This is a genomic window from Kribbella sp. CWNU-51 (genome assembly GCF_054073265.1).
Map to the genome: position 1 here is coordinate 194,079 of NZ_JBSXMZ010000051.1, position 25,932 is coordinate 220,010.

General features: G+C 68.8%; 30 protein-coding genes. 14 read left to right on the forward strand and 16 right to left on the reverse strand.

Annotated features, from left to right (window positions below; genetic code table 11):
• Positions 1-6 precede the first annotated feature (6 nt).
• The 6 genes from ACXC9Q_RS38030 to ACXC9Q_RS38055 form a co-directional block, all read right to left on the reverse strand.
• Positions 7-1,302, reverse strand: coding sequence for an extracellular solute-binding protein (locus tag ACXC9Q_RS38030; RefSeq protein ID WP_457061568.1), 1,296 nt, complete (start codon positions 1,300-1,302; stop codon positions 7-9).
• Positions 1,303-1,401: 99 nt separating this feature from the next.
• Entirely contained in the window at positions 1,402-2,412 is a 1,011-nt protein-coding gene (locus ACXC9Q_RS38035) for a LacI family DNA-binding transcriptional regulator (RefSeq protein WP_457061569.1), read from the reverse strand.
• Between the two features lie 102 nt (positions 2,413-2,514).
• Positions 2,515-2,733, reverse strand: coding sequence for a hypothetical protein (locus ACXC9Q_RS38040; RefSeq protein ID WP_457061570.1), 219 nt, complete (start codon positions 2,731-2,733; stop codon positions 2,515-2,517).
• Between the two features lie 69 nt (positions 2,734-2,802).
• Positions 2,803-3,009, reverse strand: a complete 207-nt coding sequence (locus ACXC9Q_RS38045) for a hypothetical protein (protein ID WP_457061571.1) — start codon at positions 3,007-3,009, stop codon at positions 2,803-2,805.
• A 117-nt stretch (positions 3,010-3,126) separates the two neighbouring features.
• Positions 3,127-3,300, reverse strand: coding sequence for a hypothetical protein (locus tag ACXC9Q_RS38050; RefSeq protein ID WP_457061572.1), 174 nt, complete (start codon positions 3,298-3,300; stop codon positions 3,127-3,129).
• The gene (locus ACXC9Q_RS38055; protein WP_457061573.1) at positions 3,279-3,689 is read right to left on the reverse strand and encodes an aldo/keto reductase; all 411 of its coding nucleotides are present in this window, start codon (positions 3,687-3,689) and stop codon (positions 3,279-3,281) included. The genes ACXC9Q_RS38050 and ACXC9Q_RS38055 overlap by 22 nt, the downstream gene beginning before the upstream one ends.
• A gap of 208 nt (positions 3,690-3,897) precedes the next feature.
• Between ACXC9Q_RS38055 and ACXC9Q_RS38060 the strand changes: the two genes are divergently transcribed.
• Genes ACXC9Q_RS38060 through ACXC9Q_RS38070 form a run of 3 tightly spaced genes read left to right on the forward strand, consistent with a single transcriptional unit; the run spans position 3,898 to position 6,000 of the window.
• Positions 3,898-4,443 carry an RNA polymerase sigma factor gene (locus ACXC9Q_RS38060; protein ID WP_457061574.1) on the forward strand — a complete coding sequence of 182 codons (546 nt, stop codon included), beginning with the start codon at positions 3,898-3,900 and terminating at the stop codon, positions 4,441-4,443.
• A 52-nt stretch (positions 4,444-4,495) separates the two neighbouring features.
• Positions 4,496-5,542, forward strand: a complete 1,047-nt coding sequence (locus ACXC9Q_RS38065; RefSeq protein ID WP_457061575.1) for an aminotransferase class V-fold PLP-dependent enzyme — start codon at positions 4,496-4,498, stop codon at positions 5,540-5,542.
• A gap of 29 nt (positions 5,543-5,571) precedes the next feature.
• Positions 5,572-6,000: a MerR family transcriptional regulator gene (locus ACXC9Q_RS38070; protein ID WP_457061576.1), complete on the forward strand. Its 429-nt coding sequence runs from the start codon at positions 5,572-5,574 to the stop codon at positions 5,998-6,000.
• A gap of 12 nt (positions 6,001-6,012) precedes the next feature.
• Here the strand turns inward: ACXC9Q_RS38070 and ACXC9Q_RS38075 are convergent, their stop codons facing one another.
• Positions 6,013-6,468: an SRPBCC family protein gene (locus ACXC9Q_RS38075; RefSeq protein WP_457061577.1), complete on the reverse strand. Its 456-nt coding sequence runs from the start codon at positions 6,466-6,468 to the stop codon at positions 6,013-6,015.
• Between the two features lie 187 nt (positions 6,469-6,655).
• Here ACXC9Q_RS38075 and ACXC9Q_RS38080 point away from each other — a divergent pair, with 187 nt between their 5' ends.
• Positions 6,656-7,105, forward strand: coding sequence for a hypothetical protein (locus ACXC9Q_RS38080; protein WP_457061579.1), 450 nt, complete (start codon positions 6,656-6,658; stop codon positions 7,103-7,105).
• A 47-nt stretch (positions 7,106-7,152) separates the two neighbouring features.
• On the forward strand, positions 7,153-7,470 hold the full coding sequence (locus tag ACXC9Q_RS38085; protein WP_457061580.1) for a hypothetical protein: 318 nt from the start codon (positions 7,153-7,155) through the stop codon (positions 7,468-7,470).
• 86 nt (positions 7,471-7,556) lie between these two features.
• On the opposite strand, the gene ACXC9Q_RS38090 is transcribed toward ACXC9Q_RS38085, so the two are convergent.
• Entirely contained in the window at positions 7,557-8,522 is a 966-nt protein-coding gene (locus ACXC9Q_RS38090) for a D-alanine--D-alanine ligase family protein (RefSeq protein ID WP_457061582.1), read from the reverse strand.
• Complete coding sequence (gene alr, locus ACXC9Q_RS38095; RefSeq protein ID WP_457061583.1) at positions 8,519-9,655, reverse strand: alanine racemase; 1,137 nt, start codon at positions 9,653-9,655, stop codon at positions 8,519-8,521. The genes ACXC9Q_RS38090 and alr overlap by 4 nt, the downstream gene beginning before the upstream one ends.
• Before the next feature lie 158 nt (positions 9,656-9,813).
• On the opposite strand from alr, the gene ACXC9Q_RS38100 reads away from it, so the two are divergent.
• The gene (locus ACXC9Q_RS38100) at positions 9,814-10,347 is read left to right on the forward strand and encodes a CGNR zinc finger domain-containing protein (protein ID WP_457061584.1); all 534 of its coding nucleotides are present in this window, start codon (positions 9,814-9,816) and stop codon (positions 10,345-10,347) included.
• Here ACXC9Q_RS38100 and ACXC9Q_RS38105 read toward each other — a convergent pair.
• Positions 10,291-10,959 (reverse strand): GNAT family N-acetyltransferase, encoded by a 669-nt coding sequence (locus ACXC9Q_RS38105; RefSeq protein ID WP_457061586.1) that lies wholly within the window; start codon positions 10,957-10,959, stop codon positions 10,291-10,293. The two genes, ACXC9Q_RS38100 and ACXC9Q_RS38105, sit on opposite strands and share 57 nt — an antisense overlap.
• Positions 10,960-10,995: 36 nt before the next feature.
• Entirely contained in the window at positions 10,996-12,141 is a 1,146-nt protein-coding gene (locus tag ACXC9Q_RS38110; RefSeq protein ID WP_457061587.1) for an ROK family transcriptional regulator, read from the reverse strand.
• A 288-nt stretch (positions 12,142-12,429) separates the two neighbouring features.
• Here ACXC9Q_RS38110 and ACXC9Q_RS38115 point away from each other — a divergent pair, with 288 nt between their 5' ends.
• A complete protein-coding gene (locus ACXC9Q_RS38115) occupies positions 12,430-13,260 on the forward strand; it encodes an oxidoreductase (protein WP_457061589.1) in 831 nt (276 codons plus the stop codon).
• Between the two features lie 238 nt (positions 13,261-13,498).
• Here the strand turns inward: ACXC9Q_RS38115 and ACXC9Q_RS38120 are convergent, their stop codons facing one another.
• Complete coding sequence (locus ACXC9Q_RS38120) at positions 13,499-14,182, reverse strand: GAF and ANTAR domain-containing protein (RefSeq protein WP_457061615.1); 684 nt, start codon at positions 14,180-14,182, stop codon at positions 13,499-13,501.
• A 169-nt stretch (positions 14,183-14,351) separates the two neighbouring features.
• Between ACXC9Q_RS38120 and nhaA the strand changes: the two genes are divergently transcribed.
• The 3 genes from nhaA (at position 14,352) to ACXC9Q_RS38135 (ending at position 17,485) form a co-directional block, all read left to right on the forward strand.
• Entirely contained in the window at positions 14,352-16,238 is a 1,887-nt protein-coding gene (gene nhaA, locus ACXC9Q_RS38125) for a Na+/H+ antiporter NhaA (protein ID WP_457061590.1), read from the forward strand.
• A gap of 89 nt (positions 16,239-16,327) precedes the next feature.
• Positions 16,328-16,795 (forward strand): rhodanese-like domain-containing protein, encoded by a 468-nt coding sequence (locus tag ACXC9Q_RS38130; protein ID WP_457061591.1) that lies wholly within the window; start codon positions 16,328-16,330, stop codon positions 16,793-16,795.
• Positions 16,796-16,936: 141 nt separating this feature from the next.
• The gene (locus ACXC9Q_RS38135) at positions 16,937-17,485 is read left to right on the forward strand and encodes a hypothetical protein (RefSeq protein ID WP_457061592.1); all 549 of its coding nucleotides are present in this window, start codon (positions 16,937-16,939) and stop codon (positions 17,483-17,485) included.
• 292 nt (positions 17,486-17,777) lie between these two features.
• On the opposite strand, the gene ACXC9Q_RS38140 is transcribed toward ACXC9Q_RS38135, so the two are convergent.
• Genes ACXC9Q_RS38140 through ACXC9Q_RS38150 form a run of 3 tightly spaced genes read right to left on the reverse strand, consistent with a single transcriptional unit; the run spans position 17,778 to position 19,951 of the window.
• A complete protein-coding gene (locus ACXC9Q_RS38140; protein WP_457061593.1) occupies positions 17,778-18,275 on the reverse strand; it encodes a tetratricopeptide repeat protein in 498 nt (165 codons plus the stop codon).
• 7 nt (positions 18,276-18,282) lie between these two features.
• Positions 18,283-18,648 (reverse strand): DUF1622 domain-containing protein, encoded by a 366-nt coding sequence (locus tag ACXC9Q_RS38145; protein ID WP_457061594.1) that lies wholly within the window; start codon positions 18,646-18,648, stop codon positions 18,283-18,285.
• A gap of 16 nt (positions 18,649-18,664) precedes the next feature.
• The gene (locus tag ACXC9Q_RS38150; RefSeq protein WP_457061596.1) at positions 18,665-19,951 is read right to left on the reverse strand and encodes an FAD-binding oxidoreductase; all 1,287 of its coding nucleotides are present in this window, start codon (positions 19,949-19,951) and stop codon (positions 18,665-18,667) included.
• Between the two features lie 70 nt (positions 19,952-20,021).
• Between ACXC9Q_RS38150 and pdxR the strand changes: the two genes are divergently transcribed.
• Positions 20,022-21,431, forward strand: a complete 1,410-nt coding sequence (gene pdxR / locus ACXC9Q_RS38155; RefSeq protein WP_457061598.1) for a MocR-like pyridoxine biosynthesis transcription factor PdxR — start codon at positions 20,022-20,024, stop codon at positions 21,429-21,431.
• A gap of 52 nt (positions 21,432-21,483) precedes the next feature.
• On the forward strand, positions 21,484-22,227 hold the full coding sequence (locus ACXC9Q_RS38160; protein ID WP_457061600.1) for a GNAT family N-acetyltransferase: 744 nt from the start codon (positions 21,484-21,486) through the stop codon (positions 22,225-22,227).
• On the opposite strand, the gene ACXC9Q_RS38165 is transcribed toward ACXC9Q_RS38160, so the two are convergent.
• Positions 22,217-23,188, reverse strand: coding sequence for an MBL fold metallo-hydrolase (locus ACXC9Q_RS38165; RefSeq protein ID WP_457061602.1), 972 nt, complete (start codon positions 23,186-23,188; stop codon positions 22,217-22,219). The genes ACXC9Q_RS38160 and ACXC9Q_RS38165 overlap by 11 nt on opposite strands.
• Positions 23,189-23,310: 122 nt before the next feature.
• On the opposite strand from ACXC9Q_RS38165, the gene ACXC9Q_RS38170 reads away from it, so the two are divergent.
• A complete protein-coding gene (locus tag ACXC9Q_RS38170) occupies positions 23,311-24,192 on the forward strand; it encodes a LysR family transcriptional regulator (protein ID WP_457061604.1) in 882 nt (293 codons plus the stop codon).
• A complete protein-coding gene (locus ACXC9Q_RS38175; RefSeq protein WP_457061605.1) occupies positions 24,189-25,061 on the forward strand; it encodes a serine hydrolase in 873 nt (290 codons plus the stop codon). The genes ACXC9Q_RS38170 and ACXC9Q_RS38175 overlap by 4 nt, the downstream gene beginning before the upstream one ends.
• Positions 25,062-25,932: the final 871 nt, after the last annotated feature.

Sequence of the window (25,932 nt, forward strand, 5' to 3'; positions counted from 1 at the left end):
CTCCTTTCAGACCGGGGAAGGGGTGTCGAGCAGCTTCTGTGTGGCTGCCTTGAACTGGGCGAGCGCGGCCTTCGGAGTGGCCTGTCCGGTCGCGATCCCGTTGAAGGCCGCGGCGGACTCGTTCTCCAGCTGGGCCCCCGAACCGCTGAACCACGCATCCGGGTCGTACAGCACGTTCGGAGCGACGCTGCGGTACTCCGCCTGCGGCTTGAGGGCCAGGTACTCCTGGCTCGTCACCACCGGCTGGTACGCCGGGATGTGGCCGCCGGCCGCCCACTCGACGCTGTGCTTCAGCATCCAGGCGATGTACTCGATCGTCGCCTTCGTGTCGTCGGCGTTGCGGTGGGCCTGGTGCGGCAGCACGAAGGTGTGCGAGTCGCCCTGGAACTTCGGTACGTCGTACACGACCGGGAACGGCGCCATGCTGAACGGCAGCTTCGCGGTCTGGTACGTCGTGACCTCCCACTCACCGTTGAAGCTCAACCCGGCCTCGCCGTTGCTGAACTGGGCGACCAGGGCGGCGTAGTTCGCCGACCGCGGCGTGAGTCCTTCGCTCGCGAGCTTCGCGATCAGGTCCAGGGCCTCGAGCGCCTTGGCGTCGTCGATCACCAGCTCTTTGCCGTCCGGACTGAAGAACTCACCCTCGAGCTGGCCGTACAGCGTCCACCACAGCCGCCACGGGCTGGTGGTGTCGACGGAGACGGCGTACTTGCCGGTGGTCTCCTTGACCGCCCGGAGCATGTCGAGGAACTCGGTCACGCCCTTGACGATCTTGATCTTGTCGTCCAGGCCAAGCAGACCTGCCTTCTTGCAGATCTCGAGGTTGTAGTAGAGGACGAACGGGTGCTGGTCCAGCGGAACGGCGTACAGCTTGCCGTCGATGACGCAGCGGTCCCAGGTCGCCGGCAGGAAGTCGGACTGGTGCACGCCGGCAGCGGACAGCAGATCGACCGGGATCGGGTCGAGCATCGTCGTCGGGCTGAATCCCTTCAGCCGGGACATGTGCATGGTCGCGACCTCTGGCGCCCGGCCGCCGGCCGCCGACATCGCGAGTTTGGTGTAGAACGGCGGGCCCCAGGCGAGGGTGGTCGCCCCGAACCGCACGTCGGGGTGCTCGGCGACGTACTGCTGATGGATCTGCAGCAGGCGGGCGCCGTCGCCGCCGCCGAAGAGGTTCCATTCCCGGACTCTGGGTTTGCTGCCGAGGCTGCCGCAGCCGGTGAGGGCGAGGGCGCCGCCGAGCAGGCCACCAAGTACTGCTCGACGCCGTGGGCGGAGGGGCGGAGGGGAGTCGTCAGGCATCTGCGTGTCCTCCAGGCGGGGGCGGGGACAGGGCGTTCTACATCGGTGTACTACATCGGTGTAGAGATGATGCCCGGGTGCTCCGGGACCGTCAAGACCTCAGCTGGCGCCGAGCGTGGATTCGCGCGTGTGCAGCTCGTACGGCGCGACGATCTCCGCGTGCTCGGAGTCGTCGCCGGCCATTCGCTGGACCAGCAGGTCGACGGCCGCCCGGGCGATCTGGATGCGGCCGGGATCGACGGTGGTCAACGTCGGAGTGCTGTACTGCGCCTCGTCGATGTTGTCGAAGCCCGCCACGGCCACGTCGTCCGGGATCCGGATGCCGTGCCGGGTGAGCACCCGGACCGCGCCGAGCGCCAGCGTGTCGTTCAGCCCGAGTACGGCGTCGAACTTCGCGCCGGACGCGAGCAACGCCTCCATCGCCTCGGCGCCGGTCGAGCGGTGCCACTTCCCCGCCGGGAAGGCGAGCTCCTCGGGCACGGGGAGGTCGTGCTGCGTCAGCGCCTCTGCATAGGCGCCGTACCGGATCGAGGCCGTGCCGATCTTCTCGCCGGGGTGGACGCCGAGGACGGCGATCCGGCGACGGCCGAGCTGCAGCAGGTGCTCGACCGCGGCCTTGGTGCCGGCCACGTTGTCGATCATCACGTGGTCGACCGGGCTGTGGAAGATGCGTTCGCCGAGCAGCACCATCGGCGTGGACGTGCTGAGGTGCCCGATGTCGTCCTGGCCGAGGCCGAGCGGGCTGTAGAGCAGGCCGTCGACGAGGTGGCCACGCGGCCGATTGATCACGGTCAGCTCGCGGTCACGGTCCGCGCCGGTCTGCTCGATCATCACAGTCAGGCCGTGCGCCTCGGCGGCCTCGATCACCGCGTCGGCGAGCTCGCCGAAGTACGGCAGGCTCAGCTCGGGGACGGCCAGGCCGATGATGCCGGTCCGACCGGACTTCAGGTTCCGGGCGGAGATGTTCATCTGGTAGCCGAGGGCGTCGATCGCGGCGAGCACCCTGGTCCGGGTCTCCTCGCGGATGTACGGATACCCGTTCATCACGTTGGAGACCGTCTTCGGCGACACCCCGGCCTGCCGCGCCACGTCCCGCATCGTCACCGCCACGGCGCCACCCCCAACCATCCGGTCATGGGCACACACGGTAATGCACGCGGGCGGCGTGTTGCCGTCGCCCGCGTGCTCCGTCGCCGCTGGAGGGTGCTCCGGTCAGCTGTCGGCCGGTTCCTCCGCCGGTTCCTCCGGGGGTGCCTTGTGGGGCGGGCGCCGGGGTGGGTTGGGCTGCGGTCCGAGAGATTTGCCACCGGGGTGGTCGGGGATCACGCCGTCGTAGTTGGTCAGCTCGAGGCCTTCCTCCTGCAGCGTCTCGTCGATCACCGGGGACGGCTCTTCGCCGGGATCCCATCTACCGGGTCTGCGGACAGTCATGACACCCTCCCTGGGACGTGTTTGCACTCCACGGTACGACGGCGCCGTCCCGGCGTCAGGATGTCGGCGTCATACGCCGTACGGCGGGCGGTTGAGCGGGGTGAGCCTGATGCCCGCCTCGACGGCCTTGGTGAGGATGGCCGGGATCGGGCGGCCGAGGCGGAGGCTGATCACCGAGGGTGGCAGGTTCTCCGCCGCGAGTCTCTCGAACTGCCGGACTTCCTTCGCTGTCCACGGTTCCGCGGCGTTACGGGTGGACTGCGGCAGGGGGGTCATCGCTCTCACTCTTTCTCTTCGGTTGACGACCTTCCAGTGCCCATCTCGCCCTGTCAAAAACAAACCGCCGTCGCCACACTTCTGAGTGAAAACCTTCATCTTCCGTCCGCGCGGGGGTCAGCGGTCGGTGGGTGGGCGGCGGCGGGTGGTGGGGTTGGTGAGGGATTCGGGGCGCCAGGCGGCGTCGGTGTCCCAGAGGTCGGTGCCTGGGGGGACGATCTGGTCGATCCGGTCGAGGGTCGCGTCGTCCAGGGTGAGGTCGGCGCCCTTCAACAGGCCGTCGAGTTGCATCCGAACGCCCGGATCTTCCCGGCGCTGACGAGATCGCTGAGCACCCAAAGTGTCTCCTCGATATCCGTCGAGTGATCCGGCCGGTGCACCTGGTAGAGGTCGATCCACTCGGTGTCGAGCCGGCGCAGGCTGTCCTCGACCGCGCGAGTGATCCACCGCCGGGAGTTCCCGCTGCGGTTCCGGCTGTGGTCGTGCAACGGGAAGTGCACCTTGGTCGCGAGTACGACGTCCTCCCGGCGGCCCTTCAGCGCCTTGCCGACGATCTCCTCGGACTCGCCCGTCGAGTACATGTCCGCGGTGTCGACGAAGTTGATGCCCTGGTCGAGGGCGGCGTGGATGATGCGGACACAGTCCTCGTGGTCGGGGTTCCCGACCGCGCCGAACATCATCGCGCCGAGGCAGTGCGAAACTGACCTCGATCCCGGTCCCGCCCAGCGTGCGACAGCGCATGAAACAGCTCCCCAGTCTTTCCTGTCCTGACCGGCGAAAGGCTAGAAGCTAGACCGCTCTCTAGGTCAACCCGTAGGTAGGTGCCGCCTGAAATAGGTGATTGGCACCGATGTGGGCAACGGGCCGGCGAACGCAGCATGAGGTTCCATGACGACCTTGATGGAACAGGAGACGCTGGGGGAGCGCTTTCGGGTGGGTGACGGGTCGGCGTTGCCCGAGGTGTACGAGCGGTATTCCGGGCCGATGTTCGCGACCGCGCTGAACCTGCTCGGGAATCGCGAGCACGCGGCGGACGCCGTACAGCGGGCGTTCGTGCAGGCGTGGCGGGCGGCTGACAGGTTCGATCCGGGGCGGGAACTCAAGCCGTGGTTGTACGCGATCACGCGGCGTGCAGCGGTCGACATCTACCGGCGGGAGCGTCGTACCCAGGAGCAGTTGACGTTCGATGACACCGTCGAGGTCGCGGTCGCCGAGCCGCCGAGCATCGTCACTGTCTGGCAGGCCGGGCAGGTACGCGCCGCGCTGGCGCGACTACGGCCGCTGGATCGCCAGGTACTGCGACTCGCGTACTACGACGGGCTCACTCAGACCGAGATCGCGGACCGGCTGGGCGTCCCGCTCGGCACGGTGAAGAGCCGCACGTCGCGGGCTCAGCGGCGGCTGGCGATGCTGCTTGCCCACCTGCGTGACTGACGGTTGTGGACAACTCCCGCGGCCCGTCCGCGCGGCTGCGTAGGGTGGAGCAATGGGAACTCTTGGGGACTTCGCCGGACTATGGGATCCGGAGCCGGGCTGGCTGAACACGGCGTCCTACGGACTGCCGCCGAAGCCGGCCTGGGAGGCGTTGCAGGCTGCGCTCGCCGACTGGCGGATCGGCGCGACGTCCTGGGAGCCATGGGACAAGTCGACGACCCAGGCCCGGGAGTCGTTCGCTCGGCTGGTCGGGGCGGACGCCGGCGATGTGTTCGTGGGCAGCACGGTTTCCGCGGCGTTGGCGCCGATCGCGGCGGCGTTGCCGGACGGGGCGAAGGTGCTGACCGACGACGTCGAGTTCACGTCGGACGTGTTTCCGTGGCAGGTCCACGGGGACCGTGGCGTCGAGGTGGTCGCCGTACCAGGGGATGAGCTGGTCGCGGCGATCCGGCCAGGGATCGACCTGGTCGCGGTGAGTGCGGTCCAGTCGTCGACCGGCGCCGTCCTCGATCTGGCCGGGGTTGTTGCCGCCAGCAAGGAAATTGGCGCGCTGGTGGTGATCGACGCGAGCCAGGCGCTGGGCTGGTTGCCGTTGCGGGTGGACGGTGTCGATGCGCTGGTCGCGCACACCTACAAATGGCTGATGTCGCCACGCGGCGCGACGATCGGGTATCTCTCGCCACGGTTGCAGGAGCGATGCCGACCGTCGGCCGCCGGGTGGTACGCCGGTGCCGACGTGCACGACTCGTACTACGGGACGCGGATGGTGCTCGCCGATGGCGCGCGGAAGTTCGATCAGTCGCCGGCGTGGTTCTCCTTCGTCGGGGCCGCGCCCGCGCTCGAGCTGATCGAGCAGATCGGCGTCGAGACGATCCACGAGCACAATCTGGAGCTGGCGAACGAGTTCCGCGCCGGTCTCGGGCTGCCACCGGGGGACTCCGCGATCGTGAGCACGCCGCTCCCCGGCGCGCAGGAGGCCTTCGCGTCCGCCGGCATCCGCGCGGCCGTCCGCGATGGGAAGTTGCGCGCGTCCTTCCATATCTACACGACCATGGCCGACGTCCATCAGGCGCTGACGGCCCTGAAACCACTGCTGTAAGAGCTACGACCGGGGTTATGGTGCCGCGTATGGACGCTGGACTGAGTATCGGACAGGTTGCGGAACGGACCGGGCTGAGCGTGCACGCACTCCGGTTCTACGAGCGCGAGGGGTTGCTCGCGGACGCCGTACGGCGGGAGTCGAACGGCCGGCGCGTTTACACCGAGGACGATGTCGACTGGCTGGACATGTGCATCAAGTTCCGCTCGTCCGGGATGCCGCTGGACACGATCCGCAAGTACACCGAGCTGGTCCGCCAAGGCTCCGGCAATGAGCAGGACCGCCTCGCCCTGCTCCGCAGTCATCAGGACCACGTCACCGCCCAGATCCAGGAACTCACCGAGTGCCTGCGGGTGATCACCCACAAGGTCAGCGTTTACGAACAGCACCTGGCCGAAGGCACGGCCGAGTGCCTATGGGTGGCGCCCTCGACCACCAAGGCCAGCGAAGCCTCCTGAACCTCCCCGTCATCAGGACAGCGTTTCCTGCATTGACAGCAGGGTTTTCCGCATGTTGGCGGACAGCTGGTCCAGGCGGCCTTGGATCATCTCCGCGGCCCGCTCGGGCTGCTGCTGCACGCCGGAACGCAGGCCGCTGTCACCAGGTCCATGGGTGAAGGACTGCCGCACCAGCGTCACCCGCCCCTGCGGCTGCAGCTCGTACTCCCAGTGGGCGAAGGGCACATCCTCACCGCTGTACACGTCCCAGCCGAAGCGCAGCGGTTCATCGGCGATCGTAACTGTGCACGTCACGTAGGTTTCATAGCCGTCCGCGAAGCGATTCCGCGCTTCGAAGCGGGCACCGGGGACAGGCCGGTCCGCGTCGTCGAGCCAGGCGCCGTAGTAGCACTCCGGGCTCCACTCGCCGTACCGTTCGATGGCCGTGATCCCTGCCCACACCGCGTCGACGGGCAGCTTCAGCAACACCTCTGCTCCGGTGGTCGCACCGGTCACTCCGTAGTCATTCATGTCCACGACGTCGGAGGCGTACGACCGAGCTCGACATTTACTGTCTACACCAAGATCGAGAGGCTGGACACCGGAGCGTAGAGCGCGGCCGGGCGGTCCTCGAGGTGGGCCCTCACAGAGCCGGTTTGACGCTAGCGTGATCGGCATGATGGCTGAAGACGACGCGACGAACCGCGAAGTGCTCACAGGCGGCATGGTGAACCCGGGCGCGGTCTTCCGTCACGGGGCGCTGGTGGATCGCCCGGCGCCGCGCACCGCGCGTGCCATCCATGCCCACCTCCTCGCACTGAGACATCACGGCTTCGACGCGGCACCGACCCCCGTTCAGCTCACCAAGGACGGCCGCGAGCAGCTGACCTTTCTTACCGGCGACGTTGCCCTGCCGCCGTTCCCGCCTTGGGCCGTGACCCAGACTGCACTGACGTCGGTCGGCAGCCTGCTGCGGCGCCTCCACGAGGCCAGCGCGGACATTCCCCTCGACATCGACGTCGCATGGCCCCGAGATCTGGCTGATCCGGAGGGCGGGACGTTGCTCTGTCACAACGACGTATGCCCGGAGAACGTCGTCTTCCGCGACGGCCGAGCCGCGGGCTGATCGATTTCGACATGGCGGCCCCTGGGCGCCCCCTCTGGGACGTCGCCATGACCGCCCGCTACTGGATCCCCATGCTCGACCCCGCATCAGCGGCCGGCTATTACCCTGCCGGATTGGATGCCCCGACGCGACTTCGGATCCTTGCCGACGGCTACGGCCTCTCGCAGCGGGAACGGGCCGAACTGCCGGGCACCATCGAGGAGGCCACCGCAGTATGCCGGGCCTTCGTCGCGCGCCGCGTGGCCGACGGCGACACCATCTATCGCCAAGCACTGGCCGAGCGCGGGGGATGGGAACGCTGGGACCGCATCCGGGATTGGCTGGTACGTCACCGCGAGACGTTCACCGCCGCCCTCCTGGAATGACCTGCTCAGCCCGGGGAGAACAAGCTCACGACAGCCTGGGGCATCCGCGAACATCCGGGTGATCCTTTCGTCGCTCAACAGAACCGTCACTGCTGGGCCACCGCCGTCCGGATCAGCGTGTCGACGACCTCGGCGTACGACATCCCGGCCGCCGCCCACATCCGCGGGAACTGCGACGCCGGGGTGAACCCGGGGAACGTGTTGATCTCGTTGACCACCGGCTCGCAATCGGCCGGTACGAAGAAGTCCACCCGGGCCAGTCCCTTGCACCCGAGTACGGCGAAGACATCGATCGCCGTACGCCGAAGCCGCTCGGCCAACCCGGGTTCGAGCGGCGCGGGTACGACGAACCGCGTGGCGCCGCTGTCGTACTTGGCAGCCGCGTTGAAGAACGGCTCGGCCGGATCAGCGTGGATCTCCAGCGCCGGCGCCGTGTCGACGCGCCCGTCCGGGAACTCCAGCACGGCCAGGTCGATCTCCCGGCCGACCATCTCCCGCTCCACCAGCACGACCGGATCGAGTACGGCGGCATCCGCGATCGCGGCCGACAGCGTCCGCAGATCGGTCGCCCGGGTCACTCCGAAGCTCGAGCCGCCGTTGCCGGGCTTGACGAACACCGGGAACTCGAGCCCGGCCACTTTGATCTTCTGCATCGCGGCCTCGATGTCGGTCAGGTCCGGACCGCGCAGGGTCACGCCCGGAGTGACCGCGATGCCGTGCGCCATGAGGACCGCCTTGGTGAGGCGCTTGTCCAGCCCGACCGCGCTGGCTGCCACGCCACTGCCGACGTACGGGATCTTCAGTTGCTGGAAGAAGCCCTGCAGCGTGCCGTCCTCACCGCCCTCACCATGCAAGGCGGGGATGGTGACGTCGCACGCCTGCAGGATCTCGATCGCCTCGTGCTGCCCGTCCAACCAGTTGCCCGCGGCATCGATCACCAACGGGATCGCGGTGTGGCCGAGGAGCTCGACCGCCTTCACGATGCCCTTGCCGCTGGCCAGCGAGACCCGGCGCTCAGGACTCGCGCCACCCAGCACCACCGCGACCTTCATCGGATGCCCTCCTCGTAACGACGGGGCACGCGGGATCCGATACCGCAGTAGATCTCGTGCGGGATGGTCCCGGCCCAGTCGGCCCAATCAGCGGCGGTCGGCTCGCCACCCGAGCCGTCTCCGAACACGGTCACCGGCTCACCGGGCTCAACCGTTAGATCACCGGCGTCGACGACGAACTGGTCCATCGCGATCCGGCCGATCACCGGCATCCGCACACCCCGGCACTGCACACCGGCCCGGCGTACGGCGACCCGCGGGATCCCGTCGGCGTACCCGAGCGGGACCAGGCCGATCGTGGTGTCCCGGTCCGCGACGTAGTCGTGCCCGTACGAAACCCCTTCGCCGGCTCCGATCCGGCGTACCTGGGCCAGCTTGCTCGTCAGTCGCATCGCCGGCCGCAAACCGATGCCGACCTCGTCGATGCCGTACAGACCGGCGCCGATCCGGACCAGATCGCAGTCCGGTGCGTTCAGCGTGATCGCGCCGGCCGAGTTCGCCAGGTGTACGACGCTCGGCCGCAGCCCGGCCCGGCGGGCGAGGCTCACCCCGGTCCGCAGGAGCTGTCGTTGCCTCCGGCTTTGCGCGGCATCGGGCGAGTCGCCGTGCGAGAGGTGAGACCAGATCCCGCGGACCGTGACGGCGCCGAGCCCCTCGTAGTGCGCCGCCGCGCGAGTGAGCTCGAGCCACAGGTCAGGTGCACTGCCTGCCCGGTGGAGTCCAGTGTCCAGCTTGAGGTGCACGAAGTGCACAGAAGGAATGGAGACGACACGCTGGAGTTCGGCTACCGTCGAGACGCTCACGTCCACGTTGACATCGCCGAGCAGCAGCAGTTCGGTTGCGTCGTACAACCAAGTCAGGATCGGAACGGTCAGGCCCCCGGCGCGCAGCTGCAGCGCCTCGTCGGCGTGGGCAACGCCGAGCCAGGTCGCGCCGGCCTCGACCGCGGCTCGGGCGACCGGTACGGCGCCATGGCCGAAAGCGTCGGCCTTCACCACCGCGAGGATGTCCTGCGGCACGAGCCGCCGGAAGGTGCGGACGTTGTCGCGAACGGCCGCGAGGTCGACGACGGCCTGGGACAGGCCGGCGATCCCACGGACTGAAGGGCGGTGGCGGGACTCAACCAGGTTCATGTCCGTCATTGTTGGTCCCGGCAACGATCTGCGGCATCGGAGCCCGGGCGGATGTTCCCCCGCCCGGGCGTACGACCCTGGTAGCACGCGCCGCAGTGCCCTGGTCTGACCCACCTCCTCCGGATGAACGATTTCCGCCGTCACGCGATAATGGCGGAGTGGAGGCTACGGATCACCTGAAGGCGTCGCTGGTCGCGGCGATCGCACTGGCGAACGCCTTCGGATCCGCCACGCGCCAAGGGCGGCCGGCGGTTCCCCCCGAGGCGGACGACATCCGCGCTGTCCTGCGACTGACCACCAACCGCGTCGGTGAGGTGGACGTGGCGGCGTACGCCTCCGGGGGTAAGCAGTTGTACGACGCTCTGAGCCGGCTGCCGGATGTGGACGGCGCCGTCGGCCTGGTGAACGACTTGCTCAGGGATACCAAGGCGGCGCCGCAGCTGGTGCGGGATGACGGGGCGCCGTGGCATCTGCACTTCGGCGGCCCCGGGGCGACTGGATGGATCGCCGAGTTCGCGACCGCGGCGGCGATGCTGCTCGGCAGCGACGAGGTCGAGCGTCTCCGCCGCTGCGAGGCGACCCGCTGTGACGACCTGTTCCTCGACGCGACCCGGAGCCGCACGCAGCGGTTCTGCTCAACGGCCTGCCAGAACCGCACCAAGGTCGCCGCCCACCGCGCGCGAACTGCCTGACCCGGTCACCATGGTTGCCTCGGGCAACCAGCCGAGCTTCCGGTAGAGGTGGAACCCGTCGGTGGTCGCCATCAGCAACCCCGTCCGCGCACCGCGCTCCAAGGCCCGCCGGCTCAGCGCGCCCATCACCACACTGCCCAGCCCACGCCGCCGATGCGCCGGATCGGTCTGGATGTCATGCATCACCGCGTCGCTCCCGACGATCGCCGCCATACCCCGCGCCGCGACTGTGCCGTCCGCCGCCAGCATGCGAACATACTCGAGCGCCTCGTCGGCGCTCACCTCAAGTCGGTACGCCGCCGTCGTCGGTTGCGAGTGTTCGCGCAAGTCGATCGACATCAGCGTCTTCTGCTCCGCGAACGGCTGCACCCCCGCGGCCGCGAGCCGTCGGGCGATCTCGTCGCCATGCTGCGTGGTCACGGTCAACCAGGTGTCCCCGGACACCTGCGCCGCGAGCCGATCCACGATCGCCGGATCGTCGCCGAGCGCGAACAACTCCCGCTCGCGTCCGGGCAACCGCAGTACGGCGGCCAGCGCGTCGTCGTACTCGATCACCGGTTCCAGTCCGCGGCAGAGCCGCCAGCCCTCGAGCCATCGCCTCACTGAGTCCATGACCTGGAGTGTAACTGTTTATCACATAATAGTCAGTTACTCGGTTCCGAGGACGAAGGTCTGGATCGCGACCACCGCGGCGCCGCGAGCCCACTCGGTGAAGTCGGCGGGCTGCAGCACCATCGGTAGCTCCGCGGCGGACGGATGCCGGTCCGCGTGCAGCGCGGCGAGCAGGTCGGCATGCGCGACCTCGGCGAGCCGGACGCCCTCGCCGCCGAGGACGACGAGCTCGGGCATGGTGAAGTTCGCGGCCGCCGCGATCAGCTTGCCCAGCGCGCGGCCCGCGCGGCCGATCACCGCGCTCGCCGCGGGGTCGCCCTTGGCCGCGAGATCGAGGCTCTCGTCGTAGCCGACCGTCCGGCCGACCGCCGTGCCGACCTGTTCGGTGATCGCGCTGACGGTCAGCAGGCTGAGCGCGCAGCCGCGGTGGCCGCGCTCGCACCGGGGGCCGTCCGGCAGCAGTGGGTAGTGACCGATGGTGCCGATGTCCGTGTCGGGACTGTCGACGGTCAGGTTGTGGACAACCAGTCCGTACCCGACTCCGGCCCCGATCGTCAGCAGCACGAAGCGGTCGGCAGTCCGGCCCGCGCCGAACCAGTGGGTCGCCTCGGTCAGCGCGGTGAGGTCGTTCGCGATCACGACGGGGATGCTGGTGTGGGCGGCCACGATGTCGCCGAACGGTACGTCGACCCAGTTCAGGTACGGTCCCCAGCGGACCTCGGTGTTGTTCGCCACCCGGCCGCCGAGGGCCACCCCGAGCCCGGTGATCGGGGTCCCGCCGGGCACCTGGATGGCGAGGTCGTCGGTGAGCTCGAGGACGAGCTCGGCCACCACGGACGGGGTCGGATCGGTCAGCGGACGCTCGGTGCTCGCAATCACCTCGGCACGCAGCGTCGTCAGTACGCCGATCGCCGAGTCGCCCGTGAGTTTGATGCCGACGAAATGGTGGGCGGCCGCGTCGAGGTCGAGTGGCTGCGATGGCCGGCCCACCCGCGCGTCCGTCGGTCCACCGGCCACCTCGACCAGCAGTCCGGACTCGACCATCGGTTTCGTCAGGCGGGTCAGGCTTCCCGGCGACAGACCGACCCGGCGGGACAACTCGGCACGCGACAGTGGACCGTCCAGCAGGATCTCCAGCGCCACCTGCCGCGAAGGCCCTGAGAGCGGCCGCCACTCACCCATCTCGACAGGGTAACCGCGCGATCGGGGTGAGGACGCCGGGACGTGACCCGGTCCGCCGTTCTGGCCGCACAAGTCCCGGCGTCATGCTCAACCCAAGGGCGCCTAGGTGTCCACACCCCTTGCACAGATGAACCATCCGCGGGCGCCGTACCCAATTCTTCTCGAAGTATGCACCCGATTTCGGCAAATGTTCCCCGGACAACGGTGTCAGATTCGGTCTCGTGCTCTCAGGCCATCCCGGTGTCCTATCGTGAACCGCAGTTCACCTTGATCGTCTGGAGCGCTGACATGACGTCCAGAATCGCTCTCGTCACCGGCGCCTCGTCCGGCATCGGCGAGGCCACCGCGCGCAAACTGCACGCACTCGGCTACACCGTGTACGGCGCGGCCCGCCGGCTCGAGCGGATGAAAAGCCTCGGCGACGCGGGCATCCGGCTGCTCGAGCTGGACGTCACCGATGAGGACTCACTGCGCGCCGGCGTCGACCGGATCCTCGCCGAGACCGGGCAGATCGACGTACTGGTGAACAACGCCGGCTACGGGTCGTACGGCGCTCTGGAAGAGGTGCCGTTGTCCGAGGCGCGGTACCAGTTCGAGGTCAACGTCTTCGGTGCGGCGCGGCTGATCCAGCTGGTGCTGCCCGGGATGCGTGCGCGGCGGAGCGGGACGATCGTCAACATCAGCTCGATGGGCGGCAGGATCTACACGCCACTCGGTGGCTGGTACCACGGCACCAAGTTCGCCCTCGAGGCGCTCAGTGACTGCCTCCGCCTGGAGACCAGGTCCTTCGGCATCCAGGTCGTCCTGATCGAGCCCGGCAGCATCCGGACCGAGTGGGGCAGCATCGCCGCCGACAAGCTCCGCACGACCTCAGCCTCCGGCCCGTACGCCGCCCAAGCCGAAGCCATGGCAATCTCGATGAGCTCGGAGTCGAGCGACCGTCGCAGCTCCCCACCGGAGCTCGTCGCCGACACCATCGCCAAGGCCGTAACCACCCGCCACCCCAGAACGCGCTACGCCGTCGGCTTCGCCGCCAAGCCCCTGATCACCCTCCGCCGCCTGCTCCCCGCCCGCGCCTTCGACACGATCATCCGCCAGGTGACCGGCGTACCGGCCTAGAACCGGGACGCCGGTTCGGATGGAGGGTTTTCTGCCGGTTTGGGGAGGGTTTTCCTCCCGGACCACACTCCCGGACCAGGCTAAAACCCTCCCCGCACCAGGGCACAGACCCACCCACCCCGGAGGGGGCGGCACCAGCAGAGACTGTGCACCCACCCGCAGTACCACCACCCCCACCCACACATCTGTCAGAAGAGCCGTTATTCCTTGTCTCAGCACCCCAGAAGAGCCAGCAGTCCTAGTGCGGGAGTTTGCGGGTGTCGATCAGATGCTGGGCGACGTCGCGGAGTTTGGTGTTGGTGTCCTGGGAATAGCGCTTGAGGATGGCGAAGGCACGGTCGCCGTCGACATCGAAGCGTTCCATCAGGATGCCCATCGCCTGGCCGACGAGTTTGCGGGCGTCGACGGCCTGGGCCATCGTCTCCTCGTGCCGTGCGGAGGCGACCGCGACCGAGGCGTGCCGGGCGAGGATGTGCGCGATCGCCTCGTCGTCGGCGTCGAAGGCGTCCGCGGTCGGGCTGTACAGGCCGAGCACACCGACCGTCTGGTGGGCCCCACCGCCGGTGACCAGCGGTACGTCGAGGACGCTGCGGACTCCGAGCGCGGCGACCTTGGCGGCCCACTCGGGCCAGCGGTCGTCGGTGGACGTGTCGCGGATCAGAACGGTTGTCTTCTCCTGCAGTGCGGTGACCAGTGGCCCGGTCTGGCTGCTGAGTTGCAGGTCGTAGACGTCGGCGACGACCGGGTCTGTGACGGCGGCGACCTCCGGGCGGGAGCCACGGGCGTACAGCGCGACGCCGGCATACGTGCAACTCAGTGCCTGCAGGGCGAACTGGACGACCGCGTCGATCGTCTCCTCCACCCCGGGTGCTTCATGCATCTCGATCGCCAGTCGCGCGAACGAGTCCGCGGACGCGCTCATGGCGAGGTATTGCTCGGACACAGGGGACTCCAGTCGTGCTCAAGCCATCGGGCACCCCGTGGCTGGAGTGATCCTCAGGACACATCATGCAGCCCGCAACCCCCGAACTGTTAGCCGGATCGGCATGGATTTTTCTGGGTCCTTCAACCCAGAACGCTAGAGTGATGCCATGACGGACTTCCCCGCGCTGATGAGCGGCCGGACCAACTGGCGGCGGGAGTTCGCAGCACCGCTCCGGGCGTTCCTCCGGACCGAGGCGGGCAGCTCCGGCGTCCTCGCCGCGGCGATCGTGGTCGCCCTCCTGTGGGCCAATGTCCTGCCCGGGATGTACGACGATTTCTGGCGGACCGACCTGTCGATCGGACTCGGCCACAACGTCCTGAGCCTGGACCTGCGGGAGTGGATCAACAGCGGCCTGATGACGCTGTTCTTCCTGGTGGTCGGCCTGGAGGCGCGCCGCGAGTTCGACCTCGGTGACCTGCGTGACCGCACCCGGTTCGTGCTGCCGGTGCTGGCCGGCGTCGGCGGGATGGTCGCGCCGGTGCTCATCTACCTGGCCTTCAACGCCGGCGGCGAGGGCTCGCATGGCTGGGGTGTCGCGATGTCCACCGACACCGCGCTGGCGCTCGGCCTGCTCGCGCTGGTGGGACGCGGCGTCCCGGACCGCGTCCGCGTGTTCCTGCTGACGGTGTTCGTGGTCGACGACCTGCTCGCGCTCGTCGTGATCGCCGTCGTCTACAGCGAGAACATCCAGCTGATGCCGCTGGTGGCGGCCATCGTGGCGTTCGGCGTCGTCCTCGGCCTCGCCCTGTTCCACGTCCGCAAGGCCTGGGCGTACGTCGTACTCGGCGTGATCATGTGGGCCGCGTTGCTCAAGAGCGGTGTGGATCCTGTCGTCGCGGGACTCGCGATCGGGCTGACAGCCACGGCGTACTCACCTGGCCGGGAGGAACTGGAGGAGGCGTCCGGGCTGTTCCGGCTGTTCCGCGAGCAGCCGACGCCCGAGCTGGCGCGCTCCGCGACGGTCGGGCTGACCGCGACGATCTCGCCGAACGAGCGGCTCCAGTACCTCTACCACCCGTGGACCAGCTACCTGATCGTCCCGCTGTTCGGCCTGGCCAACGCCGGGGTCACGATCGACGCCGCCTTCCTCGGCCGCGCGTACACCGCGCCGATCACGCTCGGCATCCTGGTCGGCTACGTGGTCGGCAAGCCGGTCGCGGTGACGACGGTGTCCTGGCTGCTGGACCGCTTCAGCCGTGGCCGGTTCCGGCCGACGGTCGGCTGGGCCGCGGTCGTCGGCAGCGGCACCATCGCCGGGATCGGGTTCACGGTTTCCTTGCTGATAGCAACGATCGCGTTCGAGGGGCCGCAGCTGGCCGAAGCCAAGGTCGGCCTGCTGTCGGCAGTGATCGTCGCCTCGGGGCTGACCTGGCTGGTGTTCCGTGCGGCCAAGCTGCTCTCACCGCCGAAGAAGGCGCTGGCACTGCTCGGCGACGCGGAGCAGTTGCTCGATCTGACCGACCCGGTCGATCCCGAGCGGGACCACATCCGCGGCCCGGAGACCGCCTCGGTGACCCTGGTGGAGTACGGCGACTTCGAGTGCCCGTACTGCGGGATGGCGGAGCCCATCGTCCGGGACGTGCTGCAGGACGACGATCTGCGGTTCGTCTGGCGGCACCTGCCGCTCAGCGACGTCCATCCCCGCGCGCAGATCGCCGCCGAGGTGTCCGAGGCCGCCGCCAAGCAGGGTGCGTTCTGGGAGATGCACGACCTGCTGCTCGCGAACCAGGACAAGCTGCAGCCGACCGACCTGATCGGGTACGCCGAGCAACTCGGCCTGGACACCGCGAAGTTGCATGACGACGTGAAGCGGCACGTGGCGGCGGCGCGGGTCGCGCAGGACGTGGAGTCCGCGGACACCAGCGGCGTGTCCGGCACACCGACCTTCTTCGTCAACGGCCAACGGCACTACGGCGCGTACGACGTCGAGACGCTGAAGGCGGCGATCAAGACCGCCCGGGCCCGGGCCAAGATCAGTGCACGGCGTGGCTGAATCTTGTAGTAGTAGGGCATTTCTGCCACTGTTGCACACTGCCGGTGATGCCTGACGCTGGTGGCTCCCTGATCACTAAGGAGCCAGCCATGACCGTTCAGACCTCGGCCGTCCTGCAGACCTCCGCCGCCGCACCGGCGGCCGCCGTCGCGCACTTCGCCGGCCGGCTGTCGTTCGAGGCGGATGTCTCGGACGTGGCCGCCGACATCGGCGCCGGCGTGACCGGGTGGGTCCTGGTCGACAGCCGCAGCCAGGAGAGCTGGGACCAGGGTCACGTACCGGGCGCGATCCACCTGCCGACCCGGGAGATCGCGGCCCGGGCGGCGTCCGCCGTACCGGCCGGCGTCACGGTGGTGACGTACTGCTGGGGCCCCGGCTGCAACGGCGCGACGAAGGCCGCGCTGGAGTTCGCCAAGCTCGGCTACCCGGTCAAGGAAATGATCGGCGGCTTCGAGTACTGGGCCCGCGAAGGGCTGCCGGTGGAGACCGCCGCCGGGATCGACCGGCGCCTGCCCGATCCGCTCACCGCGCCTCGTGGCGTCGCGTGCGCGTGCTGATGTTGCAGTGTCTGTTGGCTTCGGCGTCGCCGCTCACCCGCGCGGGATGAGGCGCAGTCCTGACGCGCCGTTCAGGGTGGGAGGTAAGAGACGGACGCCCTCGGGGTGCGCCGGAACGGGCCAGACGGAAGAGGTTTGAAGATGGCAATCGGACCAGTGCAGCTCATCGTGCTGGGGTTCTCACACCCTGAGTTCCACGGTGAGATCATCGCTGAGCTGGAGCGGCTGCGGGAGAGCGACACCGTTCGGGTGATCGACTCGCTGGCGGTCTACAAGAGCGCGGACGGAGAGATCGAGGTAGAGCATCTCAGCAACCTGACCGAGGCGGAGGCGATCGAGCTCGGGAGCAAGATCGGGGCGCTGATCGGCTTGGGCTTCGAGGGTGAAGAGGGCATGGAGGCCGGGGCGGAAGCCGGCGCCGAGGCAGTGGCCGAGGAGGGCGGCGTGAACGTGTTCGACGAGGAGGACGCCTGGGATGTGCTCGACGACATCCCGAACGACTCCGCCGCGGCGCTCATCCTGCTGGAGCACAACTGGGCTGTGCCATTGCGGGACGCGATTGCCCGCGCGGGCGGCTTCCGCATCAGTGACGGCTTCATCAGCCCGCTGGATCTGGTCGGACTCGGGCTGATGTCGGCCGAAGAGGCCAAGGAGCTGCACGACATGGAGAAGGCGGGCGCCGCCAGCTGACCATGCCGGCCGGTGTTCACGACTACGAGTCCTTTCCACTACCAGGAGGAACCACATGTTCGGATCACGCAGGGTCGCACGCCGTACCGGGCGACGCACCGCGCGGCGGACCTCCCGCCGGTAACGGATCACCACCGGCGGCGCGTTCGCCGGGATCACTGCCCCCACGCGCTCGGGCAACCGCGCGCGGTGGGGGCGTGCGTTCGGAGTGGCTGCTGAAACACCTGTAGCTCTTGAGGTTTTACACACCTTGAAACTCATCGTGCTGATTGCTTCACTGTCCGTGCGATCTTCAGAGGTTCGCGAGGTAGTCGGCGTTACCGCGGATGGCGGCCTCGTACCGCTTGATCTCCGGGCTGTCCACCCGGTCGGCGATGATCAGCAGCAGCGTGGCCAGCGCCTTGTCCTTGTGACCGGCCGCGTGCAGGGTGAGCGACTTGAACACCCGCAGCGAGTCCGACTCCGGGAACTCGGCGCACGCCTTCTTGAACACGTCCAGCGACTCGTCGAACCGGTCGAGGTTGCGCAGGGTGCTGCCGTACTGCAGCAGGCACTTCCGGCGTATCTCCCCGGTCAGATGGGGTAGCGCACGCTCGTAGTACCCGATCGCCTTCTCCTCCTGGCCGTCGGTGTCGTACGAGCCGCCGACCTCGTAGAGCACATACGGGTTGTCCGGGTGCTCGGTCAGCAGTTTCTCGAAGAAGTCGATGGTCGGCTGCATGTTGTCCCGATCCCGGCGCGCGAAGCCCGCCTCGATCGTTGCGGCCAACTCCGGAGTCAGTTCAGTCACAACACCATCATGCCGTGTCGGGCGGGGCCGGCTCGGACCGGCGTTGCTGCCACGGCCAGGCGCCGGAGATCTCCACCTCGAGGGCGAAGCTGAGAACGACCCGGATCAACACGATCAGACCGAGCACCAGCACGTTCTGGAGCGACGTGTCGACGATGATCGTGCGGATGATGTCGCCGACGATCAGGATCTCCAGGCCGAGCAGGATCACCCGGCCGAGGTTGACCCGGAGTTGCTGGTAGCTGCCCGTGCCCGTGCGGACGACGTCGTACAGATAGCGGACCAGGACAACGGCGAGGCCGACGGCCATGATGACCACGCCGGTGCCCTCGATCACCCGGGCGACATCGGCGAACACCGACTCGAAGTCCACCCTCAACAGGTACCAGTCAGGCAGCGGTCTCCGCGGTCGCCTCGCCGGGGCGGATGTTCTGGTTGAGGTGGAAGACGTTGGCCGGGTCGTACGCCGTCTTGAGCGCGGTCAGCCGGGCCAGCTTGGCCGGCGGGAACGCGCGGCTGATCGAGTCGCCGTTGAGCGTGTTCACGTAGGCCCCGTTCGCGTACGGCGCCAGCGCCGCGGCGTACTCGCGGAGTTGTGCGATCCGGGTCTCGTCCTCGGCCGGGTCGTCCCAGCGCGTCGCGGTGACGAACTCGAACAGCGTGTCCCGGTGGCTGAAGGCCGCGTCGTCATCGGGGACGTCGGCGATCGCGCCGCCGTACGCCTGCAGGCTGGCGGACACACCCGGCGTCCGGAGCAACGCACGGATCGCGTCGTCGGGCAGCGCCTTGAAGTAGTGGCCCTTCCAGTAGCGGCGGTACCGGTGACCCTGCACGTTGTCGTCCCGGGTCTGCAGCACGAGGTACGACGTCTCCTCGACAACCTCATCGCTGACCGGACCCAGCGCGCGGAAGGCCGGCAGCAAGGAATAGCCGCCCTCGCCGACCCACACGTATCCGACGGTGATCGAGTCCGGCTTGATGCTTGCGGTGAACGTCGCCTCCCGCGGTGCGTTCGCGTTCAGCTCACGCCACCCGCGCAGTACCTCGAACCCCGCCGACGCCGGGTAGGTGAACTCGACGCTGAGCGCCCGCGTCCCCACCTGGTGCAGCCGGAACTCGAAGGACGTGACGATCCCGAAGTTCCCGCCACCACCGCGCAGACCCCAGAACAGCTCCGGGTTCTCGTCGGCACTCGCCCGCACGACGGAGCCGTCCGCCGTCACCAGTTCGTACGACGCCACGTTGTCGCAGGCCAGACCGAATCGCCGGGCCAGCCACCCCATCCCACCGCCGAGCGTGAGCCCGCCGACGCCGGTGTGCGAGACATTGCCCGCGGTCGTCGCCAGACCGTACGGCTGCGCGGCCTTGTCCAGCTCACCCAGCAGCGCGCCGCCCTGGACCCACGCCACCTGCCGCTCGGGATCGACCCGGACCGCGTTCATCGGCGTGAGGTCGATCATCAGGCCACCGTCCGGTACGGCGAGACCCGCGATGTTGTGCCCGCCGCAGCGGACCCCGATCTCGAGGCCGTTCGTGCGGGCGAACCGGACCGCGGCGACCACGTCCTCGGTGCTCTCGCACCGGGCGATCACGGCGGGGCGGCGGTCGATCATCGCGTTCCAAACCGTCCGGGCCTCGTCGTACCCCTGGTCTCCGGAGCGCAGCAGTGTGGTCATCGGTCTCTCTTCTCTGATCGGCTTGCTTCAACACTGACAGCGCTGCGGTACTCCGATAAGGTCCAGTTGTGTGAGCCGAATCAGTACCAGTTCAGGGCCTGGCGAGCTGCTGGTCGAGCTCCGGCGGGACACCGGCGTACCGCTGCACCAGCAGTTGGAGAGTGGGATCCGGACGCGGATCCGGGCCGGTCTGCTGCGCGCCGACACGGTGATGCCGTCGACCCGGGCGCTCGCGCACGACCTCGGGCTGTCCCGTGGCGTCGTGGTCGAGGCCTATCAACAGCTGGTCGCCGAGGGGTACCTGGTCAGCCGGGGCGGCGGCTACACACAGGTCGCCGACATCGCCGTGGTCGAGCCTTCCGCGGTGAAGCCGTCGCCGAGCGGTCCGCCGCGGATCGACTTCCGCTACAGCCGGCCGGACGTCTCGCAGTTCCCGCGCGCCGCGTGGCTCCGGTCGATCCGCCGGGTGCTGAACGAGACGCCGTACCGCAGCCTCGCCTACCTGGACGGTCGCGGCACCATCGAGCTGCGGACGGCGCTCGCCGACTACCTGAACCGCGTCCGCGGTACGGCGGCCCGCCCGGAGAACATGCTGATCTGCAACGGCTTCGCCCAGGGATCGCGCTTGCTCCTGCAAGTCCTGGCCGCGCAGGGGTATCGGCGGCTCGCTGTCGAGGATCCGTCGGACAACGACCTGCGTGACGTCGCGGCAGCGGCCGGTCTCGAGGCGGTCGGCGTACCGGTGCTGGACTCGGGGATCGATGTCGACGCGCTCGAGCGGTCAGGAGCTGACGTCGTACTGGTGACGGCGGCGCATCAGTTCCCCACCGGGGCGGTGGCGTCGGCCGAAACCCGGGCGGCGCTGGTGGCCTGGGCGGCTCGCGGCGATCGGCTCGTCTTCGAGGACGACTACGACGCGGAGTACCGGTACGACCGGGAGCCGATCGGGGCGATGCAGGGCCTCGCGCCGGATCGGGTCGCGTACGCCGGGACAGCGAGCAAGACCCTCGCGCCGGGGCTGCGGCTGGGGTGGTTGATCCTGCCGGCCCGGCTGGTCGAGCCGATGTCGCAGGCCAAGCTGATGGACGATCGGGGATCGCCGGTGTTCGATCAGCTGGCGTTCGCGGACTTCGTGGCTCGGGGTGAGTTCGACCGGCATCTGCGCCGGATGCGGCCGCGCTACCGCCTGCTGCGGGACGCGCTGGTCCATCGGCTGGCGGCTCGGTTGCCGGAGTTCGAGCCGGTCGGGGTGTCCGCGGGGCTGCATGTGATGGCGTTGCTGCCGCCGGATCTGGCCGAGGAACCACTCCAGGCGGCTGCGCTCGAACGCGGTCTGGGGGTTTACGGACTGGCGCCGTACTGGGTGTCGGCCCCAGGGCCGGCCGGACTGGTCTTCGGCTACGGCTCGCTCACCCCGAAGGAAGTTGTCGAGGGCATCGATCTGCTGGCGGACGTGATCGGGACACTCCGGAATGCATGAATAATTATGCAATCGGTTGCAATTTAATCCGCCTGCTTCTACTCTTGGGCGGGTGATCACTACAGCTCGCATGAATGGTCTGATGAACCAAGGGTGGCCTGCCGCGGACAGCACCGACCTCGACGGCTGGCTGGTCCGCCGCAACGCCGGCGTGACCCTCCGAGCGAACTCGGTGCTGCCCGCGGACGCGCCGTCCGACCTCGGAAAAGCCTTGGACTACGTGGAAAACCTGTACCAGGCGCACGGCATCACGCCGTCCTTCCAGATCAGCTCGGCGGCTCGGCCCGCCGACCTCGACGCGCACCTCGAGGCGCGTGGCTATGAGATCGTGACACCGACGCTCGTGCAGTGCGCCGAGGTCGCGGACATCCTCGCCAAGCTCCCCGAGCCGACGGTCGAGGTGAATATTTCCTCGGCGCCGGACGACAGCTGGACGGACTTCTGGTGGCGGGTCGACGGACACGGCACACCTGCCGAGCAGGCGACCGCCCAGCAGATCCTCCACCGCGGCCGGGCCCTGTACGCAACCGTCCGCGCCGGCGACCACATCACGGCGATCGGGCGGCTCGCGCTCGTCGACGACTGGTCGGGGTTGTACTGCCTCGCCGTCGATGACCACCTGCGCCGGCAGGGACTGGCCCAGGCCGTCATCCACGGCTTGTTGCAGGCGGCAACGGCCCAGGGGATCGGCCGCATCTGGCTGGCCGTGGTCGAGGCCAACGCGCCGGCCCGCGCCCTCTACGACCGCCTCGGTTTCCAGACCGTCGCCTCGTATCACTACCGGGTCAAAGCGTGATCTTCTCCAGGTGATCCAGGAGGACGAACTCCGCGCCGGCCTTCTCGACTGCGGCGCGGAGTGGGGCGAGGTCGGTCCACGGAACGCCCGGCTCGTCGAGCGGCTTGTCGAAGTCGTCCCAGTGGGTCGCGATGACCTTCTGCACCGGCTTGATGGTGTCGAACAGCCGGTCGGTGATGCCCGGTTCGCCGCCGGGCGCCGCGAACACGACGTCCACCTGCAGGTCGCGCAGTGCGTTCTGGTCGAAGTTCGCCGTACTGAGGCTGAGGATGCGCAGGCCACCGATCGTGATCACGTACGCGAGGGTGCCGCCCTCCACCAGGTCCTCGATCACCCGCGGGCGCGGTGGCGCGGACTCCAGGTGGTAGCCCGGGTACGCGTAGGTGTGCCGCTTCCCGCTGCAGGAGTGGAGGGACGGGAACACCTCGATGGCGAAGCCGTCGAACGGCAGGTATTCGCCGCCGCGCACCGGTGACAGCAGGTCCTCCTGGGTGCGCATCGCGCGGAGCAGGTTGACGTGGGTCTGCGTGCCCAGGACCGTCGCCTGCGTCTTCTTCGCGACGTACGGTACGTCGGCCATGTGGTCGTAATGCGCGTGGTGGACGAGGATCGCGTCGGCCGTGCCGAGGTGGCGATCGATCACCTCGGGCTTGATCACCAGCTTGGTCTTGGGATCCGCACCCTCCGGCGTGAACGTGCCGGTCTTGAAGCGGGTGAGCCACGGATCAGTCAGTACGACGCTCTTGCCGCAGCGCAGCTGCCACGCGTGGGTCCCGAACCAGGTCACCTCCACCGGGGTCCGCTGCCCTGACCCGCCGTGCGTCTCGGCCGTCTGGGTCTGGGCCATCTGGGTCTCGCCGGCTTGCGTGTCTGCCGTTGCGGCATCCTCGCGGGTCGCCGCCCCGATCACGCCGGCCGCTCCGACTGCCGCCGCGCCCGTCAGCATGCCTCTGCGACTCACCTTCACCGTGTCTCCTCTCGCCGTACCGGAGCTTCAGTCAAGGTGAGGCCGCCGGAGTCTGTCGAATATGCTCTTACGCATGCATCGATTGGCTGGAGATATCACTGCAGGTCAGTCAGGTCATGCTGACTGAGCGGCATCTGCAGATCTTCATCGCGCTGGCCGAGGAGCAGCACTTCGGCGACGCGGCCCGGGTGGTCGGCATCACCCAGCCGCCGCTGTCCCAAGGGCTGCGCCGGCTTGAGGCGCTGGTCGGAGCCAAGCTGTTCGAGCGCGGCCAGGGCCGGGTCGAGCTGACCTCGGCCGGCGCCGCGTTGCTGCCGTACGCGCGGCGGGCACTGAGCTCGATCGACGAGCTGCACCAGGCCGCGGTCGGACGTGATCCGGAGGGGCCGGAGATCAGGCTCGGACTCGCTCCGGAGGTCCCGCCGTCGGCCGGTGCTGCGGTAGCGGCGGCTTGTGGTGCGGTGATCCAGGGCAGCCGGGTGACGGTGGTGTCCGCGCCGACCAGCTCGCTCGTAGCTCAGGTGTCCGCGGGCCGTCTGACGCTGGCCGCCGTACTGCATCCCGCCGTGCTCGACGGGTTGGAAGCCGGGCCGGTCACGCTGCTGCCGACCTGGGCGCTCGTACCGACGTCGGTAATGGCCGATGACGGCTCGGAGCTGAAGTTGCGGCAGTTGGAGCGGCTGCCGATCGCCGTCCGGCCGCGGGCCGAGGCGCCGGCGGCGCGGGATCTGTTCCTGGACACGCTCGCGTTGCACCGGCCCGACGGCGGGACCGTCGTGGTCACGGACGAACGCGCCGGACTGGCGATGGCGGCCGCGGGTCAGGTCGCGGTGGTGACGGCGGATCCCGCGCTCGCGGCGCCGGGGATCGGCCGGCACCGGCTCGTCGATGATCCGCTGCCGTTGCGGCTCCGGCTCGTCTGGTCCAGGACGCGTACGCCGTTCCTGCGCCCGGCGGACGTGATGGCGCAACTCACGGATGCATTGGTGGCGTCGTGAGCGCCCGGATCCGTGCGGTCTTCGAGGACGCCGGCGTTCGCGGCTGGTTGCATGCGGTCGCACTCGATGCGCCGGAGTCGACGGTCGAGGTGGATGCGGATCGCGTCGTACCGATGGCGTCTGTGTACAAGCTGCCGTTGCTCGCCGGGTTCTGCCGGTTGGTGGACCTGGGCGAGGTGGATCCGCGCGAGCGGCTGACGTTGGATCCGTCGACGCGGACCGCCGGGCCCACCGGGCTGTCGTTGTTCGCGGACCCGGTGACGGTGTCGCTGCGCGACCTGGCCGTGTCGATGATGACGGTGTCGGACAACGCGTCAGCCGATGCGTTGCTCGATGTGGTCGGGTTGCGGCGGCTGGCCGGCTTGCTGGAATCCTTCGGCCTGCAACGGACCTGGGTACGACGAGGGACCGCGGGCAACCTGCGTGACCTGCAACGCCGGACCGGACTCGACGATCCGGATGCGGCACTCGCCGTACTCGCGGACAACGACCGGACCGATCCGGCCGGGATCTACGAGGCGGCGAATGCGTCGGCGAGCACTCCGCGGGACCTGACGTCGCTGTTGCGGCGATTGTGGGCGGGGGAGTTGCTGTCACCCGAGCAGACCGCGTTCGTGCAGGCGACGATGCATCGGCAGGTGTTCGGCCACCGCTTGGCCTCCGGCTTCCCGCACGACGCGATTCGCGTCGCCGGGAAGACCGGGACGTTCGGAGCCCTCCGCCACGAGGTCGGGGTGGTCACCCTGCCCGACGGTGCCGCCTTCGCACTCGCGATCTTCACCCTGGCCGCCCGCGGCGATTTCCGCCAGCCCCGCGTCGACGCCGCCATCGGCGAAGCCGCCCGCGTCGCCGTCGACCTCCTCCGCTGACCACCCCAACCTCGCTCCACCCCGGTTCCGTGCCCACTCGCGCGGATAACCCCCGACCTGGATGGTTGCCCCCTGCGATTCTGAGTGGGCAACCATCCACCTCAGGGGTTATCCCCGCGAGTGGTGCCTTCTCCCGTCGTACGCCAGCGGAGAACCCAGCACGCGCACGGATATCAGGCGGCCGCAGGATCACGACGGCGACCGGGTCCACCGGCCAGGTGCGCTCTGGCGGGCGGGGACGGGGACACCATGTCGGGACCTGGGACACCTCACGACCTGTCCCAGGTCCCGACAACTTGTCCCAGCCCCGGCTCCTGTCGGATGTCCCCGGCCCCGTACTCCGCCAGCGGTCCCGGCGCCCGTTCGCCAGCGGTCCGGCACCCCGTCCTCCAGCGGTGCCGGCACCCCGTCCTCCAGCGATCCCGGCCCCCGTTGTCCCCCGGCGGTCCCGGCCGCCGTACGTCGCCAGTCGTGCCGGGCCGGCCGTACGACTGCCAAGGTGGCTGGGGTCTGCGACCCACGGAAATGACAACAGAGCGGGATAAACCCTGGTGCGGTGGGTTCTCTGGTCGTATGCGAGGGGAGAACCGACACCTCGAGGGGTTATCCGGCTCTTCTGACTGATGTGTGGGTGGGGGTGGTGGTACTGCGGGTGGGTGCGGTCGCGGTACAGCGGACTTTTCGACAGGACGTGTTCGCGTTCGGCTGGCCGACCTAGGCTCACGCAATCGTCGATCACCTGGCCAGTGGGGTTTCGCTGAGGTCTGTGTCTGCTGCGGGGAGGGTTTTAGCCCGGTACGGGAGTGTGATGTGAAGGGACATGTCGGACAGTGTTGGGTGGGACATGTCGGACAGTGCGTGTGTTAGGTCG

Bases quoted from the DNA above. Each gene is read 5' to 3' on its own strand.
- ACXC9Q_RS38030 (WP_457061568.1), bottom strand. From the start codon at position 1,302: ATGCCTGACGACTCCCCTCCGCCCCTCCGCCCACGGCGTCGAGCAGTA.
- ACXC9Q_RS38040 (WP_457061570.1), bottom strand. From the start codon at position 2,733: ATGACTGTCCGCAGACCCGGTAGATGGGATCCCGGCGAAGAGCCGTCC.
- ACXC9Q_RS38045 (WP_457061571.1), bottom strand. From the start codon at position 3,009: ATGACCCCCCTGCCGCAGTCCACCCGTAACGCCGCGGAACCGTGGACA.
- ACXC9Q_RS38050 (WP_457061572.1), bottom strand. From the start codon at position 3,300: ATGCAACTCGACGGCCTGTTGAAGGGCGCCGACCTCACCCTGGACGAC.
- ACXC9Q_RS38055 (WP_457061573.1), bottom strand. From the start codon at position 3,689: ATGATGTTCGGCGCGGTCGGGAACCCCGACCACGAGGACTGTGTCCGC.
- ACXC9Q_RS38060 (WP_457061574.1), top strand. From the start codon at position 3,898: ATGACGACCTTGATGGAACAGGAGACGCTGGGGGAGCGCTTTCGGGTG.
- ACXC9Q_RS38065 (WP_457061575.1), top strand. From the start codon at position 4,496: ATGGGAACTCTTGGGGACTTCGCCGGACTATGGGATCCGGAGCCGGGC.
- ACXC9Q_RS38070 (WP_457061576.1), top strand. From the start codon at position 5,572: ATGGACGCTGGACTGAGTATCGGACAGGTTGCGGAACGGACCGGGCTG.
- ACXC9Q_RS38080 (WP_457061579.1), top strand. From the start codon at position 6,656: ATGATGGCTGAAGACGACGCGACGAACCGCGAAGTGCTCACAGGCGGC.
- ACXC9Q_RS38085 (WP_457061580.1), top strand. From the start codon at position 7,153: ATGACCGCCCGCTACTGGATCCCCATGCTCGACCCCGCATCAGCGGCC.
- ACXC9Q_RS38090 (WP_457061582.1), bottom strand. From the start codon at position 8,522: ATGAAGGTCGCGGTGGTGCTGGGTGGCGCGAGTCCTGAGCGCCGGGTC.
- alr (WP_457061583.1), bottom strand. From the start codon at position 9,655: ATGAACCTGGTTGAGTCCCGCCACCGCCCTTCAGTCCGTGGGATCGCC.
- ACXC9Q_RS38105 (WP_457061586.1), bottom strand. From the start codon at position 10,959: ATGGACTCAGTGAGGCGATGGCTCGAGGGCTGGCGGCTCTGCCGCGGA.
- ACXC9Q_RS38110 (WP_457061587.1), bottom strand. From the start codon at position 12,141: ATGGGTGAGTGGCGGCCGCTCTCAGGGCCTTCGCGGCAGGTGGCGCTG.
- ACXC9Q_RS38115 (WP_457061589.1), top strand. From the start codon at position 12,430: ATGACGTCCAGAATCGCTCTCGTCACCGGCGCCTCGTCCGGCATCGGC.
- ACXC9Q_RS38120 (WP_457061615.1), bottom strand. From the start codon at position 14,182: ATGAGCGCGTCCGCGGACTCGTTCGCGCGACTGGCGATCGAGATGCAT.
- nhaA (WP_457061590.1), top strand. From the start codon at position 14,352: ATGACGGACTTCCCCGCGCTGATGAGCGGCCGGACCAACTGGCGGCGG.
- ACXC9Q_RS38130 (WP_457061591.1), top strand. From the start codon at position 16,328: ATGACCGTTCAGACCTCGGCCGTCCTGCAGACCTCCGCCGCCGCACCG.
- ACXC9Q_RS38135 (WP_457061592.1), top strand. From the start codon at position 16,937: ATGGCAATCGGACCAGTGCAGCTCATCGTGCTGGGGTTCTCACACCCT.
- ACXC9Q_RS38150 (WP_457061596.1), bottom strand. From the start codon at position 19,951: ATGACCACACTGCTGCGCTCCGGAGACCAGGGGTACGACGAGGCCCGG.
- ACXC9Q_RS38170 (WP_457061604.1), top strand. From the start codon at position 23,311: ATGCTGACTGAGCGGCATCTGCAGATCTTCATCGCGCTGGCCGAGGAG.